Raw genomic sequence first — 16,120 nt, 5'->3', positions numbered from 1 at the left:
CCGTTCGCGGGCGACCGCGACGAGAGGCGTGGATCATGCCGCCAACTCGTGCTCCTCCTTGCGCGCCGCCACCGCCACCGTGCCGCCGGTCGACCACAGTGCCCAGGCCGCCACGGCGGCGACCAGGCCGATCACGGTGAGCGCGGCCGACGCCGCCGTCATGCCCGCGCCCGACGCCAGCCACCCGGCCAGCGGGTAGGTCAGCAGCCACGCCGCGTGGGAGAGGGAGAACTGCCCGGCGAACGCGGCGGGCAGGTCGGCGGACGGCACCGAGCGACGGATCAGGTTGCCGCTCGGCGTCAGCACCGCGGCGGTCGCCGCTCCCAGCACCGCCCACGCCGCCAGCAGGAGCGGCCAGGAGAAGGCACCGGCCGCCAGCCCGGCGGTGATCGCGGCCAGCACGGTGACCAGGACGGTCGCGGCCGGGAGCATCACCGTCCGCGCGTCGAACCTGTCCAGGACCCGGGGCAGCACCAGCGCCACCAGCATCGACCCCGCCCCGAACGCGCCGAGTGCCAGAGAGACGTCCCCGGTGGCGCGGCCCATCTGCTCGCGGACCAGCACCACCGTGTTCACGATGACCATCGCGCCCGCAGCTGCCACGACCATGTTCAGCGCCAGCAACGCCCGCAGGGCCGGGGCCGTCCCGAACAACCGCGCCCCGTAGGTCGCCTTGGCGAAGGGGCCGCCGGTACGGGTCACCGGCACCGGCTTGGGCAGCGTCACCGAGACGACCAGCGCGGCGGAGGCGAGGAAGCCCACCACGGTGCCGAAGAACAGCCGGTCGTAGCTGACCAGCGCCAGCAACCCGGCGGCGAGGACCGGACTGAACAGGCTCTCCAGGTCGTAGGCGAGCCGGGACAACGACAACGCCCGCGTGTAGTCGCGCTCGGCCGGCAGGACCTCCGGGATGGTCGCCTGGAAGGTCGGGGTGAAGGCGGCCGAGGCGGACTGGAGCAGGAAGATCAGGACGTAGACGTGCCAGATCTCCGTCACGAACGGCAGGGCCAGCGCGACGCCCGCGCGCAGCAGGTCGGTGCCCGCCATCAGCGCCCGGCGCGGGACGCGGTCGGCGACCGCGCCGACGATCTGGGAGACGGCGACGTAGGCGACCATCTTGATGGCCAGCGCGGTGCCGAGCACCGCCGAGGCGTCCGCCCCGGCCAGGTCGTAGGCGAGCAGGCTCAGCGCGACGGTCGCCAGGCCGGTGCCCACCAGGGCGATGGCCTGGGCGGCGAACAGGTGCCGGTAGATGCGGTTGCGTAGGACGGTGAACATGGCCTCGACCTCTCCGTGCTCATGTGCGCAGTTGCGCACATGATAACCGCAGAGAGGTCGGGGGCATTCCCGGGTGTGTTTCTCAGGCGTGCCAGGGTTCGCCGGTCACCTTGTGGTCGGCGTGGTTCAGCGCCTCCAGCACGAGGCTGCGCAGGTGGCCGTCGCGCAGGGAGTACACCGCGTGCCGCCCCTCCTTGCGGAACTGCACCAGCCCCGCCAACCGGAGCTTGGCCAGGTGCTGGCTGACGGCGGGCCGCGCCGCCCCGCTGGCCTCGACGAGCGTGGTCACGTCCGCCTCCCCCTCGGCCAGCAACCACAGCAGGTGCAGCCGGGTCGGATCCGACAGCAGAGCGAACACCGAACTGGCCGCCTCGATCTGCTCCCGGTCCGGGACGCGCTCGTGCCGGTGGACGACCGGGGACGAGGGACGATCGTGCTCTGCCATGCCGCCATCGTATGAGCTGGAGCTCAGCCGGGCTGGTCTTGGGCTACCTGGGGCAGGGTTCGGATCACGCTGCGCACGTGGGCTCGGGCCGCCTGCTCGGCGGCCTCCGGGGCGCGGGCGCAGATCGCGTCGATGATCGCTCGGTGTTCGGGCAGCGAGACGGCGGGGCGGCCCGGGTGCAGGGCCAGTTTGAACTGGTGGCGGACGTTCTGCGCGCGCAGGCGTTCCAGCACGAGGACGGCGGTCTTCTGGGCGCTGATCTCCTGGACGCGGTCGTGCAGCCGCTTGTTCAGGCGCGAGTAGGCCATGACGTCCCCGGCGGCGACGGCCTCGGCCATGTGCTCGCCGAGGTCGCGCAGTTCCCCGACCTCCGGCTCGGTGATCCGCTCGGCGGCCTTGGCCGCGCACAGGCCCTCGACCACCATGCGCAGCTCGCAGATCTCGATCGCCTCGTCCAGCGACACCGCCCGGACGCGCGCGCCGCGGTTCTGCACACGTTCGATCAGGCCCTCGCCCGCCAGCTCCAGCAGCGCCGCCCGGACGGCGGCGCGGCCGGTGGCGAAGCGCTCGGTCAGGTCCTGCTCGATCAGGCGCTGGCCGGGGACGAACTCGCCGTCGAGGATCGCCTCACGGAGCCTGGCCGCCACCGGCCCGGGGCCCGTCGCTCCCGCCATCGGTCCACCTCAAGCATTGTCGCCAATATCGTCGCCGTCGCACTGTAGCCGTCAGGCGACCGGCGGCGTGCCGTGCGTGTGGAAGGACTCGATGGTCTGCAGGCCCCACGCCTGGCCCTTGGCGCGCTCGGCCTCGGTCCAGGTGACGGTCTTCCAGTCGGGGGCCAGGACCAGGCGCGCGCCGGGGTTGCACAGCTCGACGCGGTTGCCGCCGGGCTCGTAGACGTAGAGGAAGAACGTCTGCTGGATGGCGTGCTTGTGCGGGCCGGTCTCGATGAAGACGTCGTTCTCCAGGAAGATGTCGGCGGCGCGCAGGATGTCCTCGCGCGTGTCGGTCGCGAACGCGATGTGGTGCAGCCGCCCCCGGGTGCCGGTCCGGTCCCGCGTGTAGACCAGGTCGTAGGACTTGTTGGTGAAGTGCAGCCACTGGGCGGCGATCGTGCCGTCGTTCAGCCGGATCTGCTCGGTGACGCGGCCGCCGAGCAGGTCGCGCACGAAGTTCCCGTTGGGCTCGGTCTCGGCGGCCAGGAAGTTGACGTGGTCGAGCCGCCGCACGCACACGCCCCGGCCGGGGTACGCCTGCGCCTGGTTCTTCAGGGCGGGGCGCAGGTCGCCGGTGGCCTCGTACCACTCGCTCTCCCAGTACAGCTCGAACTCGTGGCCGTCGGGGTCGGTGAACAGGTAGGTCGGGCCGATCCCCGCGTCGCCGTCGATCCAGCCGATCCCCCGGCCCGCGTCGGCGAGCGCCTTGACGCGCCGGTCCAGCGCCTCCTGGCTGGAGGCGCGCAGCGCGGTGCGGCGGATGCCGGAGGTGTGGTGGGCGGTCAGCTTGAGGCTGTGGTGCTCGTAGTCGTCCCAGGTGCGCAGGTACACCGAGTCGCCGTCGCGGCCGTTCTCGGTGAGGCCCATGACGCGGGTGAAGAACCACAGGCTCTTCTCGGGCTCGGGGGTGAGCAGTTCGACGTGGCCGAGGTGGGCGATGTCGCCGGTCATGCGGACTCCTGGCTGCGGGGGAAGACGGTGCCGTCGAAGAGTTTGCGGGCGGTGCGGATCACGCCGGAGCGGAGCACGCGGGCGGAGGCGGCGTCCAGCTCGACCGACACCTCCAGGGTGCCGGTCGGGTGCTCGACGGACAGCCGGTCGCCGGCCGGGCGTGCCACGGCGTGGGCGGTGGTGCCCGCCAGCAGGGCGGCGGTGCCGACGGTGATCGCGCCGAGCACGCCGATGGAGGTGTGCGGTTCCAGCGGGATGAAGGTGCGGGTGGCGAGGGTGCCGCCCGCGCGGGGCGCGGAGACCAGCGTGGTCTTGGGGACGGAGGTGCCGCGGACGTCGCCGAGGCCCATGAGTTCGCCCGCCTGGACGCGCAGGGATTGGACGCGGCGCGTCACGTCGGGGGCGGTCAGCTCGTCCACGGTCTCGGCGCCGGTCAGGCCGAGGTCGGCGGCTGCGGCGATGACCACGGGCATCCCGTTGTCGATGCAGGTCACCTCGATGCCGTCGATGACGTCGCGGCGGTTGCCGGTGGGCAGCAGCGCGCCGCAGGCCGAGCCCTCGGTGCCGGTGAAGTCGAGCCGGACCGGCGCGGCCGTGCCGGGCACGCCGGAGATGGCGGTGCCGCCGTCGTAGGCGACGGTGCCGCCGGGTGTGGGGAAGGTGGCGGCGGCGACGGACCCGGAGTTGACCATGTGGACGCGCACCGTCGTGCTGGCGGGACCGGGCGCGACGAGGCCGCGTTCGACGGCGAACGGCCCGACGCCCGCCAGGATGTTGCCGCAGTTCTGCCGGTCGGAGACGGTCGCGGTCTCCAGGGCCGGTTGCAGGAACAGGTAGTCCACGTCGGCGTCCGGCCGGGTGGACGGCGCGACCACCGCGACCTTGGTGGTGAGCGGGTGGCCGCCGCCGATGCCGTCGATCTGCCGGGGGTCGGGGCTGCCGACGATCTGCAAGAGCAGGTCGTCGCGCTCGGCGGGGTCGGTGGGCAGATCGGCGGCGAGGAAGTAGGCGCCCTTGGAGGTGCCGCCGCGCATGAGCAGGCAGGGCACGCCTGTCATGGCATGTCCTGGTAGTCCTCGTAGGTCACGTACTCGACGCCGAGTTCGGCGAGCTTGGCGCGCAGGCCGTAGCGGTCCAGGCCGAGCTGCCCGGCGCGGAACGCCTCGCGCGTGGCCTCCTCTTTCTCCAGCCTGGCCTGCGCCGCCTCCGCCGCCCGCTCTGCCTCCAGGCGGGGCACGCACAGCACGCCGTCGTCGTCGGCGAGGACGACGTCGCCCGCGCAGATCCGCTGGCCGCCGACGACGATCGGCACGTTCACCGCGCCCGGCGTCGCCTTCACCGATCCCTGCGCGCTCACCGCCGCCGACCAGGCGGGGAAGCCCATGGCGCGCAGTTCGGCCACGTCCCGGACGCCCGTCTCGGTGACCAGACCGCGCACGCCGCGCACCTGGAGGGCGGTGGCGAACAGCTCGCCGAACAGCCCGTCGGAGCACGGCGAGGTCGTGGTGACCACCAGGACGTCGCCGGGACGGCACTGCTCGACGGCGGCGTGGATCATCAGGTTGTCGCCGGGCCAGCACAGCACCGTCACGGCGGTCCCGCCGACGCGCGCCCCCTGCTGGATCGGGCGCAGGCCCGGACCGAGGTAGCCGGTGCGGCCCATCGCCTCGTGCACCGTGGCCACGCCGTACCCGGCGAGCCGGTCCACCGTCCCGGCGTCGGCGCGCGGCGGGTCGGTGACGATCAGAGTTCTCATGGCCCCTCGCTGGCGGTGGTCGGCCGGTCCGGGAAGGACGCTAGGAGACTGTCGCCCAGATTGTCAACAATCACGTTGACAATGCGGCGGGCGGTCCCTAGCTTGGCGGTCGCCGCACCACCACGTCACCGAGCCAGGGAGAGCGGAGCATGAGCACTGAGGGCACCCCGTCCGGACCGCTGCTGGTGGTGAGCGCCCACGCGGGCGACTTCGTCTGGCGGGCCGGTGGCGCGATCGCGCTCGCCGCCTCCCAGGGCAGGCGGGCCAAGGTGCTCTGCCTCAGCTACGGCGAGCGCGGCGAGTCCGCCAAGGCGTGGCGGCAGGGCCTGGCGCTGGAGGAGATCAAGGAGCTGCGGCGCGACGAGGCGACCCGGGCCGCCGCGGTGCTCGGCGCCGAGATCGAGTTCCTGGACGCCGGGGACTACCCGCTGCGCGAGACCGACGAGCTGGTGGACCGCATCGTGCGGGTCTACCGGGAGGTGGACCCGCACGTCGTGCTGACCCACCCGCCCGCCGACCCCTACAACGGCGACCACCCCGCCGCCTCCCGCATGGCGGTGCAGGCCCGGATCCTGGCCCAGGCGATCGGCTACCCCGGTCCCGGCGAGCCGCTGGGCGCGCCGCCGGTGTTCTTCTTCGAGCCGCACCAGCCCGAGCAGTGCGACTTCAAGCCGCAGGTGCTGCTGGACATCAGCCCGGTGTTCCACCGCAAGCGCGAGGCGATGGAGTGCCTGGCCGCCCAGCAGCACATGTGGGACTACTACACCGACCTCGCCAGGCGGCGCGGCGTGCAGCTCAAGCGCAACGCCGGGCCGAACCTGGGGCTGGAGCACGCGACGATGGCCGAGGCGTACATGCGGCTGTATCCGCAGGTCACCAACGTCCTGGCGTGACGTCCGGTCAGGACGCGAGGACGGGGGTGAGCCGCGGCGCGCGGTCCTCGACCGCCTGCGCGGCGTCGAGCATGACGTCCTCGGCGAAGCGCCCGCCGACGAGCTGGACGCCGATCGGCAGCCCGTCGCTCACCCCGACCGGCACCGCGACGCCGGGAAAGCCCAGCACCGGCAGCGACACCATCGGCCACTGCGCCGCGACCAGGCTCCGGGAGCGCTCGGCGTCGAGCACGTCGGCGTCCTGCTCGAAGGGCGGCTCCGCCGAGACCGGCGTCAGCAGCAACATGTCCCGGCCCAGCAGCTCCTGAAGCCGGGTGATCAGCGTCGCGCGGCGGGCCCAGCCCTGGATGTAGGCGGCGGTGCCGGGCTCCTCGCCCCACAACCCGGCCGCGTAGTCGTAGGCGTGCCGCAACGACACGCGCAGCCCCTCGTCGGCCATGCCCAGCATCCCGGCGAGCCCCGGCCGCATGTCCTCGAACAGCAGCAGCGACCACAGGCGCGCCGCCTCGGCCAGCAGCGGCAGCTCGATCTCCTCGACCTCGTAGCCCGCCTCGGCCAGCCAGCGCGCCGCGCTGTCCAGCGCCTCTTCGACGGCCGGGTGCGGCTTGGCGAGGCCCACGTCGCGCACGACCCCGACGCGGACCGACCCCGATGACGGCGGTGTCTCCGGCAGGGCGGGGACGCCGAACGGGTCGCGCAGGTCCGGGACCGCCATCGCGCGCAGCGCCAGCCGCGCGTCGGCGACGTCGCGGCCCAGCGGCCCCTGCACCGACCACGCCTGGAAGGTGAGCGGGCCCTCGGGCCCGGCGTCCTGGGGCGCCATCCAGTTGGACACCAGGCCGACGGTCGGGCGGATGCCGACCACGCCGCAGCAGGCGGCCGGGAAGCGCACCGACCCGCCGATGTCGTTGCCCTGCGCAAGCGGCGTCATGCCCGCCGCGACGGAACTGGCCGCGCCGCCGCTGGAGCCGCCGGGGGTGTGGGCCGCGCTCCACGGGTTGAGCGTCCGGCCGTGCGCGTCGTTGTCGGAGAACCAGCGGACCGAGAACGCGGGGACGTTGCTGCGGCCGACGAACACCGCGCCCGCGCGGCGGAGGGCGGCCACGCACGCGTCGTCCTCGGCGGCCGTCACCCCGGCGAGCGCCGTCACGCCGTGGGTGAGCAGCCGGCCCCGCTGCGGCGTGTTGATCTTGGTGGAGACCGGGACGCCGTGCAGCGGGCCGAGCGGCCGCCCGGCCGCCACCGCCTCGTCGGCCCGCCGCGCGTCGGCCAGGGCCTCGCCGGGGCGCACGTCCAGCAGAGCGTTCAGCGCGGGGTTGGCGGCCTCGATCCGGTCCAGGCAGGACCGCACGGCCTCGGCCGCCGAGAACTCCCGGGTGCGGATTCCCGCCGCGAGCCGGGTCGCGGACAGCTGCCAGAGTTCCATGCCTGCTCCTCAAGGGCTGGTCATGTGCGGGGGGACGCCATGTTCCCGGGGCCGCGACCTGGGCCGATGGCGGCGGCGGAGGCGCGCTCCCGGCGGCGATGCCGAGGAGAGTACGTCATGCAACGCTGATGTACAACGGTGTTGTACATCGGGTGCGCGCCAGTTACGCTGCCGTCATGCCGGTCGAGATCGACATCAGCCAGCGTCTCGCGACGATCGCCGACGCCACCCTGGAGATCGTGGCGGCCGACGGCGTGGACGGCGTGTCCGTCCGGGCCGTGGCCAGGCGCGTCGGCGGCTCCACGACGCTGGTCACCAACTACCTGCCCACGCGCGACGCGCTGCTGCGCAACGCCATCGAGCACGCCATCCAGACGTGGACCCGGGACATGGAGCCCTCCCTCGCCGGGACCGCCGGCCTGGAGCGGCTGCTCGCCGTCGTCCGCTGGGCGTGCTCGACCGACGGCGACGACCGGGTGTTGCGCCGCCTGTTCATGGAGATCCTCGGACGCGGCGAGCCCGGCTCGCAGGCGCTGGCGGTCCTGTGCGAGGACGGTCGGCACAACCGGGACGAGCTGGCCGGGGCCGCCCGGGACGCCGGGGCGGCCGACGCCGCGTTCACCGCCGACGTCCTGCACCTGGTGCTGCGCGGCTTCTACGTGTCCAGCCTGGAGGATCCCGAGCGCTGGGACAGCGAGCGGGCGGCCCCGCTCGTCGAACGACTCGTCCGGCTTCTGACCACCGCCACCTAGAAAGGCGTCGTGGATGGCCCCTCAGCGAGCAGGTTCAGCGCACCTCCGCCGCGTCCCGGCCGCCGTGACCGGCTTCGAGCGAGGCGACCAGTTGCAGGGCGAGGGTCTTCATGCCCGCGTGGCGCGTGACGGGGAACGGCAACGATGCCAGCATGGAACTGCCGAAGGCCATGCAGATGAAGGCGTAGGCGAGTTGCAGGCCCTCGGCCGACCCGCAGCCGGGGACCGCGCCGCGGATCGTCCTGGCGATCTCGCGCTCCAGGCGGCTGTAGCTGTCGTAGACGCGGCCGCGCAGCCGCACGTCGTGCATCGCGCCGCTGAAGAACGCCTCGATGACGGCGTCGTCCTCGTTGCGCGCCATCTGGGGCCCAAACAGGAAGTCCACCAGCGCGCGCAGCCGCTCGTCGGCCGCGCGGTCGGCGAGGGCGGCCTCCATCGACTCGAAGTACGGCGTGATGACGTGGTCCCACAGCGCGTCGATGAGCTGGTCGCGGTTGCCGACGTAGTGCCGGATGTGCGAGCGGCTCATGCCGGCCGCCTCGGCGATCCGCTCCTGGGTGCTGCCCGCCAGGCCGTGCCTGGCCACTGACCGGGCGGCGGCCCGCAGGATCTGCTCGCGGCGCTGCCCGGCGAGGCTCGGCCTGCCCACGCGTCCCCCTCGACCCCCATAGTTTGTCAATTTCGACAAACAACCTGTCTCTCCAGCTTAACAGCAGGGTCCTGCGCCCATGCGTGCGGTCGCGCGGGAGCCCGGTTCACCTCCGGTTCCTTTTTGTTTTGCAGTATTGACAATCAATTGGGGCGGCGACCACGCTGGGCGGCACGACCCGGCGCCGGATCGTTCGTCCCCACCGTCCCGGCCCGCACCAGCAGCACGAAGGGTCCCCCCATGACACGTCCCAGCCTGGCCGCGCTCGCCGCGGCCGTCCTCGCCTCCGGCGCGCTCGCCGCGTGTTCCGGCGGCGGCCCCGGTCCCGCCGGGCAGGCGGCCGTCCCCGACCTCACCACCTCCGTCCCGGCCCCCACCAGGGACGTCGACACCGTCCGGTGGAGCACCGCCGCCGGGGAGCCGCCCACGCTGGACCCGGCCCAGTCCTCGATCGAGGCGGTCAGCACGGTCGTCGCCAACATGTGCGAGGGCCTGTTCTCCTTCGGCCCCGACTACCGGCGCGAACCGGCCCTGGCCACCGGGCTCGACCACCCCGACCCGCTCACCTACGTGATCCGGCTGCGCGCGGGCGTCACGTTCTGGGACGGCAGGCCGGTCACGCCCGAGGACGTCGTCTACAGCGTCCGGCGGCTCCTCGACCCCAAGCTCGGCTCCTCCTGGATCGGGTGGGCCGCGAACCTGCGCGGCATCGAGGCCACCGGCCGCGACCAGATCACGATCAAGCTCAAACGGCCGGACGTGCTGGTGCCCAACTTCCTGGCCACGCCCGCCTTCCACGTCGTGCAGAAGTCCTTCGCCGAGGCCGCGGGCAAGGACTTCGGCACCGCCGCGCGCGGGGTGATGTGCACCGGGCCGTACAAGTTCGTCCGCTGGACGCAGGGCCAGAACATCGCCCTGAGCCGCAACGACGCCTGGTGGAACACCAAGGTGAAGCCCCGCGTCAAGAACCTGGCCTTCAGCTTCATCACCGACCCCGCCGCCCAGGCCGCCGCGCTGAGCAGCGGCGACGTGGACGGCATGTTCAACGTCCCGCGCGCCGCCCACAAGCAGCTCGCGGGCAAGGGGAACATGCTGTTCGGGCGCAGCCTCGCCCCCACGTTCCTGTCGGTGACCAACCCCCGGGGCGCGCTGTCGGACCCCGCGACCCGCCAGGCGCTGCGCGCGCTCATCGACTACAAGGGCGTCATCGGGTCGGTCTACCAGGGCACCGCGCAGCCGTTGCGGGCGCTGGTCCCGCCGTCGGCCTGGGGCTACGCCGGGGACGTCTTCCAGGCCGAGTACGACAAGCTGCCCGAGCCCGTCCAGGACCTGGACAAGGCCAAGTCGCTGGTCAGCGGGTCCGCCAAGGCCAAAGAGAAGATCGTGCTGGCCTACGCGCGGACCATCGAGGAAGAGTCGCGGACCGCCACCGCCATCGCCGACACCGCCAAGCAGGTCGGCATGAACGTCGAGTTGAAGCCCCTCACCGCCGAGCAGTTCGGGGCGATGTTCGGCTCCCCCGCCGCCCGCGCGGGCGTGGACCTGTTCCTGTCCACCGGCTACCTCGACTTCCCCGAGCCGCTGGAGTACTACCAGTACTTCACCACTGGGCACTTCTACAACTTCGCCGGATACAGCGACCGGGAGTACGACGCCGCCGCCCGCGCCGCGCAGGGCACCGAGGACCCGGCCGCCCGCGCGCGCCTGATCGTCAAGGCCCAGGCGATCATGGCCCGGGACCTGGTGACGATCCCCATCGCGACGCAGCACGTCAACGTCTACTACGGGCCGAAGCTGACCGGCCTGGTCCCCCGGCAGAGCTACGTCTACACGCCGTGGGCGACCACGCTCGGCGGCAAGTGATGACGGCGCGCGCCCTCGCGGCCTGGCTCGGCAAGCGCGCCCTGGGCGCGGTGCTGACGATCGTGCTCGCCTCGGTCCTCATCTACGGGGCGCTGCGGCTGGTCCCCGGTGACCCGGTGCTGGCGCTGACCGCCGGCCGCCGCCTCACCCCGGACCAGATCGAGGCGGTCCGCCACCGCTACGGCCTCGACCAGGGTTTCGTGCGGGGCTACCTGTCCTGGGCCGGTGACGCGCTCCGCCTCGACCTCGGCACCTCGCTGAACTACCAGACGGGCGTGAGCACGCTCATCTCCGGGCGGCTCGGGGTGTCGGGCCTGCTGATCGCGTACTCGGCGGTGCTGGCGGTGCTGTTCGGGTCGGTGGTGGCGCTGGTGTCGGCGGTCCGGGGCGGCCTGGCCGACCGGGCGGCGACCGTCCTGGCGTCCGTCACGACCGCCACTCCCCCGTTCGTGGCGGCGATCGTGCTGCTGTCGGTGTTCTCGGTCGGCCTCGGCTGGTTCCCCGCCACCGGCGCGGGGACCGGGCTCGCCGACCGGTTGTGGCACCTCACGCTGCCCGCCGTCGCGATGGCGACCGCGACGTTCGGCGTGCTCGCCCGGGTGGGGAACGCGGCGTTCGCCGAGGAGCTGCGCCGCGAGCACGTGGAGGTGGCGCGCAGCCGCGGGGTGGGCGGCGCGGCGGTGGTCCGCAGGCACGTGGTGCGCAACGCACTGGCGCCGCTGCTGACCGTCATCGGGCTGCTGGTGGCGGGCCTGTTCGTCGCGACCGCCATCGTGGAGACCGCGTTCGGGCTGGACGGCGTCGGGTCGTTGCTGGTCAGCTCGGTGTCGCGGCGGGACTTCCCGGTGGTGCAGGGCGTCGGCCTGGTCGCGGTCGTGCTGTTCGTGGCCGTCAACACGCTGACCGACCTGGCGCTGCCGTTCATCGACCCGCGCGTGACCGTCGGGGGGCTCGGCCGATGACCCTGACGATCCCCGCGCTGCGGGCCCGGCGACCCGGGTTCCGGCGCAGGCCGCTCGGCGTCCGGTTCGCGGCCGCGTTCCTGGTGCTCGTCGCCGCGACCGGCCTGCTGGCCCCGGTGCTCGCGCCGCACTCCCCCGACACCACGAGCCTGCTGAACTCGCTCGCCCCGCCCGGCACCGCCGGACACCTGCTGGGCACCGACTCGGCCGGACGGGACGTGCTGTCGCGGCTCATGTACGGCGCCCGGTTCTCGCTGATCGCCCCGCTCGGGGTGGTGCTGCTGGCGGGCGTGGCCGGGACCGCGATCGGCCTGCTGGCGGCACGCGCCGGAGGGTGGGTCGACGCCGTGTTGTCGCGCGGCATGGACATCGTGTTCTCCTTCCCGAGCCTGCTGCTGGCGATGCTGGTCGTGGCGGTGTTCGGGCCGGGGCTGACCGCGCCCGTCTGCGCGCTGGCCGTCAGCTACACGCCCTTCGTCGGCCGCGTCGTGCGCAACGTGGCGATCCAGGAGGGCGCGCGCCCCTACATGGAGGGGTACCGCGTCATGGGCTTCGGCGAGGCGTGGGTGACGCTCCGGCACCTGCTGCCCAACATCGCGCCGGTGCTCGTCGCGCAGAGCGCCCTGTCGTTCGGCTACGCGCTGGTGGACCTGGCGTCGTTGTCCTACCTGGGGCTCGGCGTGCGACCGCCCGACGCCGACTGGGGCTCGATGATCAGCCAGGCGCAGAGCGCCATTTTGCAGGGTTCGCCGTGGAGCGCGCTGGCGCCCGGCCTCGTGGTGCTGCTGACGGTCGTCAGCGTGAACGTGCTGGGCGGCCACCTCGGCGGGTCCATCGGCGGCAAGAAGGAGGGAACGTGACGATGCTCGACGACAAGCCCGCCGGGGAGGAGGCCACCACCCGGCGGGACGCGCTCGACGTCGCGCGGCTCGGCCTCACCCTCGGCGCGGGCGACGGGGCGGTGCCGCTGCTCGCCGACGTCACCCTGCGGGTGGGGCGGGGCGAGACCGTCGGCCTGGTGGGAGAGTCCGGCTCGGGCAAGTCGCTGACGGCGCGCGCCGCGCTCGGCATGGTGCCCCGGGGCGCGCGGGCCACCGGGCGGGTGACGGTCTCGGGCGTGGACGTGCTGGCCGCCGGGCGGCGGGCGCTGCGCGACCTGCGCCGCACCCGGGCGTCGATGGTCTTCCAGGACCCGCGGGCGTCGATCAACCCGGTGCGCCGGGTCGGCGACTACCTGACCGAGGGCCTGCGGGCGCGCGGGACGCCCGCCGGGGCCGCCGCCGAACGGGCGCGGGAGCTGCTCGGCCAGGTCGGCATCGCCGATCCGGCCGGGGCGATGCGGCGTTTCCCGCACCAGTTCTCCGGCGGCATGCTCCAGCGCGTCATGATCGCCGGAGCGCTGTCCACCGAGCCGGAACTGCTGCTGGCCGACGAGCCCACCACCGCCCTCGACGTCACCACGCAGGCCGAGGTGGTCGCGCTGCTCAAGGAGATGCAGCGGGCGCGCGGCACCGGGATGCTCTTCGTCACCCACGACCTCGACCTCGCCGCCGCGATCTGCGACCGCGTCTACGTCATGTACGCGGGTCGCATCGTGGAGGAGGCGCCCGGCCGCGCGTTGTTCACCGCGCCCGCGCACCCCTACACGCGGGCGCTGCTGGAGGCGAGCCCGTCCGCGCACGGCGACAGGGTCGCGATCAAGGCCGTCGCGGGGCGGCCCCGGGCGCTCGCGGAGTCCCCGTCGGGCTGCTCGTTCCGCGACCGGTGCCCGCTGGCCGACGACCGGTGCGCCGAGGCCGTGCCCGCCCACCGCACGCACCGCGCGTCCGCCGTCGCGTGCCTTCGCCCGGAACTGGTGAGCCCGTGAACACCCCAGTGCTCAGCGCGGTGGCGCTGGTGAAGCGGTTCGGCCACGTCACGGCGGTGGACGGTGTCGGCTTCGACCTGATGCCCGGCGCGTCGCTGGGGATCGTCGGCGAGTCGGGGTCGGGCAAGACGACCACGGCCCGCATCCTGGCCGGGCTGGAGGAGCCGACGTCCGGGACCGTCACGCTCGCGGGCGAGACGGTGGCGGGCCAGGGGGTGACGGGACGGTCGCGGCGCGCGCGGTTGCGGCACGCCCGCCTACTCCAGATGATCTTCCAGGACCCCTACGGTTCCTTCGACCCTCGCCAGACCATCGCCCGGTCCATCGCCGAGCCGCTGCGGCTGCACGCGCCGGGCTCGGCGAAGGAGCACCGGGCGCGCGTCGCCGAGCTGCTCGACCAGGTCGGGCTGAGCGAGCGCGCCGGGCGGTCGTTGCCGCGCGAGTTGTCGGGCGGCCAGCGGCAGCGCGCCGCCATCGCCCGCGCGCTCGGCATCTCGCCGCGCGTCCTGGTGCTGGACGAGGCGGTCGCCGCGCTCGACGTGTCCATCCAGGCGCAGGTCCTGACCCTGCTGGACGACCTGCGCCGCGAGACCGGGATCTCCTACGTCTTCGTCAGCCACGATTTGGCGGTCGTCCGCTACATCACCGACACGGCGATCGTGATGCGGCACGGCCGCGTCGTCGAGCGCGGCGAGACCGAACGGCTGCTGCGCGATCCCCAGCACCCCTACACGCGGCTGCTGCTCGACTCGATCCCCTCGCCGGACTGGGACCTGGACCGGGTCGCCCGGGACCGCCGCGCGCTCGACGCGCTCTGAGACACCTTTTCCTCGACCACGGAGACGCCACGTGCCGAACATCAAGCGGACGGGCCCGGCCCCGGTTCCCGACGACGCCGGGCAGGCCATGATCCCCATGCGGGACGGGGTCCGCCTGGCCGCCGACCTCTACCTCTCCGACGACGGCGGGCCGGCGGCCGTCGTGCTGGTGCGGCTGCCCTACGACAAGGACGGCGAGTACTGCTTCATGCCTGAGATCGGCCGCTACTTCGCGGCCCGGGGCTACCACGCCGTCGTCCAAGACGTCCGGGGCAAGTACCGGTCGGAGGGCGCGACGGAGTTCGCCGTCCACGAGGTGGACGACGGGTACGACACGATCCAGTGGATCACCGAGCAGGCGTGGTGCGACGGCGCGGTGGTCATGTGGGGCGACTCCTACTACGGCTACACCGCGATCGCCGGTGCGGTCGGCGGCCACCCCGCGCTGCGGGCGATCGCGCCGCGCGTCACGGGCTCCCAGCTGTCGACGGTGCTGGAGTACGGCGACGGCACGCGCGACGTCGAGCAGACGACCCGCAAGTTCTACTTCGCCTCCCACTACGTGGACGCCGACCGCTATGACTGGGAGCCAGACTGGAGCGCCCGCCCGCTGCGGGGGACGTTCGAGTCGTTCTTCGAGCGGCTTGGGAGGCGCTCCCCCAACTTCGACGGCGAGTTCGACGGGGGGACGCGGTTCATGCCGCCGCCGGTGAAGGCGCTACTCGAAAGCCCGCCCGTCCCGGCGTTGTACACGATCGGCTGGTTCGACAACTGCGCCATCTGGTCGTGGCACGACGTCCGGGCCCTGGCGCAGGACCCGGCCTGGGCCGAGCATCTACGGCTGCGACTCGAAGCCATCGACCACGAGAACTACCGGCTGGCCGACTCCCCCGTATCTCTGGAGGACGATCACGCCGCCGATCCTGCGGTGCTCGACCGGATGCTGCCCCGGTATCTCGATCCGGCCATCGAGTTCTTCGACGCCGTGCTCGGCCGGTCGGGCGATCTGGCGGCGCTACCCCGGGTGAGTTACGAGGTCTGCCATGGCGAGTGGCGCGAGAGCGGCGCATGGCCGCCGGAGCAGGTGTCCGATCTGGAGTACTTCTTGTCGGCGGAGCCTTCCCCGGGCCTGGTCGCTGAGGCCCTGCCGGAGGAAGGCGTGCTGCGCTGGACGCACGACCCGTCCGATCCGGTGCCCTCGCTCGGCGTGAACCCCTTCGCCGTCCTGCTCGACCGACCGGACCTGGGTCCTCAGGGCGAGCGCACGGACGTACTCCGCTTCATCGCCGCCCCGGTCTCCCAGGACACCGACCTGATCGGCACTGCGACTCTCCTGCTGCGACTGTCCGCCCCCGCCGGTGCGAACGTCCACGCTCGTCTGCTGGACGTGACGCCCGACGGAAGCGCGTTCCTCATCACCAAGGGGCAGATCCGGCTCGATGTGCCGCTCGACGACCAGGAAGCCGTGGTGGACCTGCTCAACGTGGCCTACCGGCTCCGCACCGGGCACCGGCTCGCGCTGGACGTCATGAGCAGCGACTTCCCCGAGTACGTCATCGAATGCCCGGCCGGGGACGATCCTTGGGACGCCATCCCGGGCGCGCCGACCACCAGGGAGATCACGGTGGGCGGCGCGCGTCCGTCCTGCCTGCGCATCGGCGCGTGGCAGCCCGAACGCCTCCGCCGCGACCGCGTTCGCTGAACCACGACGGCCGTCCGCCACGACCTCGATCGTGGCGGACGG

16 protein-coding genes are annotated in these 16,120 nt (G+C 73.2%); 8 read left to right on the top strand and 8 right to left on the bottom strand.

Annotation, left to right across the window (positions count from 1 at the left end; translation table 11 throughout):
- Nucleotides 1–33: 33 nt before the first annotated feature.
- The 6 genes from AH6_RS08495 to AH6_RS08470 all read right to left on the bottom strand — a co-directional run bounded on the left by AH6_RS08495 (nucleotide 34) and on the right by AH6_RS08470 (nucleotide 5,146).
- A complete protein-coding gene (locus AH6_RS08495) occupies nucleotides 34–1,278 on the bottom strand; it encodes an MFS transporter (protein WP_067476379.1) in 1,245 nt (414 codons plus the stop codon).
- A gap of 82 nt (nucleotides 1,279–1,360) precedes the next feature.
- Nucleotides 1,361–1,723 (bottom strand): ArsR/SmtB family transcription factor, encoded by a 363-nt coding sequence (locus tag AH6_RS08490; RefSeq protein ID WP_067476377.1) that lies wholly within the window; start codon nucleotides 1,721–1,723, stop codon nucleotides 1,361–1,363.
- A 23-nt stretch (nucleotides 1,724–1,746) separates the two neighbouring features.
- On the bottom strand, nucleotides 1,747–2,397 hold the full coding sequence (locus AH6_RS08485; RefSeq protein WP_067476374.1) for a GntR family transcriptional regulator: 651 nt from the start codon (nucleotides 2,395–2,397) through the stop codon (nucleotides 1,747–1,749).
- 51 nt (nucleotides 2,398–2,448) lie between these two features.
- Nucleotides 2,449–3,390, bottom strand: coding sequence for a catechol 2,3-dioxygenase (locus AH6_RS08480; RefSeq protein WP_067476373.1), 942 nt, complete (start codon nucleotides 3,388–3,390; stop codon nucleotides 2,449–2,451).
- Nucleotides 3,387–4,448: a 4-oxalomesaconate tautomerase gene (locus AH6_RS08475; RefSeq protein ID WP_067476372.1), complete on the bottom strand. Its 1,062-nt coding sequence runs from the start codon at nucleotides 4,446–4,448 to the stop codon at nucleotides 3,387–3,389. The genes AH6_RS08480 and AH6_RS08475 overlap by 4 nt, the downstream gene beginning before the upstream one ends.
- Nucleotides 4,445–5,146 carry a 4-carboxy-4-hydroxy-2-oxoadipate aldolase/oxaloacetate decarboxylase gene (locus AH6_RS08470; protein ID WP_067476369.1) on the bottom strand — a complete coding sequence of 234 codons (702 nt, stop codon included), beginning with the start codon at nucleotides 5,144–5,146 and terminating at the stop codon, nucleotides 4,445–4,447. The genes AH6_RS08475 and AH6_RS08470 overlap by 4 nt, the downstream gene beginning before the upstream one ends.
- 149 nt (nucleotides 5,147–5,295) lie before the next feature.
- Between AH6_RS08470 and AH6_RS08465 the strand changes: the two genes are divergently transcribed.
- Nucleotides 5,296–6,039 carry a PIG-L deacetylase family protein gene (locus AH6_RS08465; RefSeq protein ID WP_067476367.1) on the top strand — a complete coding sequence of 248 codons (744 nt, stop codon included), beginning with the start codon at nucleotides 5,296–5,298 and terminating at the stop codon, nucleotides 6,037–6,039.
- 7 nt (nucleotides 6,040–6,046) lie between these two features.
- Here the strand turns inward: AH6_RS08465 and AH6_RS08460 are convergent, their stop codons facing one another.
- Nucleotides 6,047–7,465, bottom strand: a complete 1,419-nt coding sequence (locus AH6_RS08460) for an amidase (protein WP_067476365.1) — start codon at nucleotides 7,463–7,465, stop codon at nucleotides 6,047–6,049.
- 176 nt (nucleotides 7,466–7,641) lie between these two features.
- Between AH6_RS08460 and AH6_RS08455 the strand changes: the two genes are divergently transcribed.
- Nucleotides 7,642–8,217 carry a TetR/AcrR family transcriptional regulator gene (locus AH6_RS08455; RefSeq protein WP_067476363.1) on the top strand — a complete coding sequence of 192 codons (576 nt, stop codon included), beginning with the start codon at nucleotides 7,642–7,644 and terminating at the stop codon, nucleotides 8,215–8,217.
- Nucleotides 8,218–8,251: 34 nt separating this feature from the next.
- On the opposite strand, the gene AH6_RS44605 is transcribed toward AH6_RS08455, so the two are convergent.
- Entirely contained in the window at nucleotides 8,252–8,866 is a 615-nt protein-coding gene (locus tag AH6_RS44605) for a TetR/AcrR family transcriptional regulator (RefSeq protein WP_067476360.1), read from the bottom strand.
- Between the two features lie 240 nt (nucleotides 8,867–9,106).
- Here AH6_RS44605 and AH6_RS08445 point away from each other — a divergent pair, with 240 nt between their 5' ends.
- The 6 genes from AH6_RS08445 to AH6_RS08420 are packed head-to-tail and all read left to right on the top strand — an operon-like array spanning nucleotide 9,107 to nucleotide 16,078.
- Complete coding sequence (locus tag AH6_RS08445) at nucleotides 9,107–10,729, top strand: ABC transporter substrate-binding protein (protein ID WP_067476352.1); 1,623 nt, start codon at nucleotides 9,107–9,109, stop codon at nucleotides 10,727–10,729.
- On the top strand, nucleotides 10,729–11,691 hold the full coding sequence (locus AH6_RS08440) for an ABC transporter permease (RefSeq protein WP_067476350.1): 963 nt from the start codon (nucleotides 10,729–10,731) through the stop codon (nucleotides 11,689–11,691). The genes AH6_RS08445 and AH6_RS08440 overlap by 1 nt, the downstream gene beginning before the upstream one ends.
- Nucleotides 11,688–12,551: an ABC transporter permease gene (locus AH6_RS08435; RefSeq protein WP_067476349.1), complete on the top strand. Its 864-nt coding sequence runs from the start codon at nucleotides 11,688–11,690 to the stop codon at nucleotides 12,549–12,551. Before AH6_RS08440 ends, AH6_RS08435 begins: the two co-directional genes overlap by 4 nt.
- Nucleotides 12,552–12,553: 2 nt before the next feature.
- Nucleotides 12,554–13,558 carry an ABC transporter ATP-binding protein gene (locus AH6_RS08430; RefSeq protein WP_067476347.1) on the top strand — a complete coding sequence of 335 codons (1,005 nt, stop codon included), beginning with the start codon at nucleotides 12,554–12,556 and terminating at the stop codon, nucleotides 13,556–13,558.
- On the top strand, nucleotides 13,555–14,376 hold the full coding sequence (locus AH6_RS08425) for an ATP-binding cassette domain-containing protein (protein WP_067476345.1): 822 nt from the start codon (nucleotides 13,555–13,557) through the stop codon (nucleotides 14,374–14,376). Before AH6_RS08430 ends, AH6_RS08425 begins: the two co-directional genes overlap by 4 nt.
- A gap of 31 nt (nucleotides 14,377–14,407) precedes the next feature.
- The gene (locus AH6_RS08420) at nucleotides 14,408–16,078 is read left to right on the top strand and encodes a CocE/NonD family hydrolase (RefSeq protein WP_083982439.1); all 1,671 of its coding nucleotides are present in this window, start codon (nucleotides 14,408–14,410) and stop codon (nucleotides 16,076–16,078) included.
- The last annotated feature ends 42 nt before the right edge of the window (nucleotides 16,079–16,120 follow it).

The organism is Actinomadura hibisca NBRC 15177, from assembly GCF_001552635.1.
In the GTDB taxonomy this organism is placed as follows: Bacteria; Actinomycetota; Actinomycetes; order Streptosporangiales; family Streptosporangiaceae; genus Spirillospora; species Spirillospora hibisca.
Note: the sequence above shows the minus strand (reverse complement) of the source record. Positions and strands in the feature narration are given on the sequence as shown.

Bases quoted from the DNA above. Each gene is read 5' to 3' on its own strand.
- AH6_RS08495 (WP_067476379.1), bottom strand. From the start codon at position 1,278: ATGTTCACCGTCCTACGCAACCGCATCTACCGGCACCTGTTCGCCGCC.
- AH6_RS08490 (WP_067476377.1), bottom strand. From the start codon at position 1,723: ATGGCAGAGCACGATCGTCCCTCGTCCCCGGTCGTCCACCGGCACGAG.
- AH6_RS08485 (WP_067476374.1), bottom strand. From the start codon at position 2,397: ATGGCGGGAGCGACGGGCCCCGGGCCGGTGGCGGCCAGGCTCCGTGAG.
- AH6_RS08480 (WP_067476373.1), bottom strand. From the start codon at position 3,390: ATGACCGGCGACATCGCCCACCTCGGCCACGTCGAACTGCTCACCCCC.
- AH6_RS08475 (WP_067476372.1), bottom strand. From the start codon at position 4,448: ATGACAGGCGTGCCCTGCCTGCTCATGCGCGGCGGCACCTCCAAGGGC.
- AH6_RS08470 (WP_067476369.1), bottom strand. From the start codon at position 5,146: ATGAGAACTCTGATCGTCACCGACCCGCCGCGCGCCGACGCCGGGACG.
- AH6_RS08465 (WP_067476367.1), top strand. From the start codon at position 5,296: ATGAGCACTGAGGGCACCCCGTCCGGACCGCTGCTGGTGGTGAGCGCC.
- AH6_RS08460 (WP_067476365.1), bottom strand. From the start codon at position 7,465: ATGGAACTCTGGCAGCTGTCCGCGACCCGGCTCGCGGCGGGAATCCGC.
- AH6_RS08455 (WP_067476363.1), top strand. From the start codon at position 7,642: ATGCCGGTCGAGATCGACATCAGCCAGCGTCTCGCGACGATCGCCGAC.
- AH6_RS08445 (WP_067476352.1), top strand. From the start codon at position 9,107: ATGACACGTCCCAGCCTGGCCGCGCTCGCCGCGGCCGTCCTCGCCTCC.
- AH6_RS08440 (WP_067476350.1), top strand. From the start codon at position 10,729: ATGACGGCGCGCGCCCTCGCGGCCTGGCTCGGCAAGCGCGCCCTGGGC.
- AH6_RS08435 (WP_067476349.1), top strand. From the start codon at position 11,688: ATGACCCTGACGATCCCCGCGCTGCGGGCCCGGCGACCCGGGTTCCGG.
- AH6_RS08430 (WP_067476347.1), top strand. From the start codon at position 12,554: ATGCTCGACGACAAGCCCGCCGGGGAGGAGGCCACCACCCGGCGGGAC.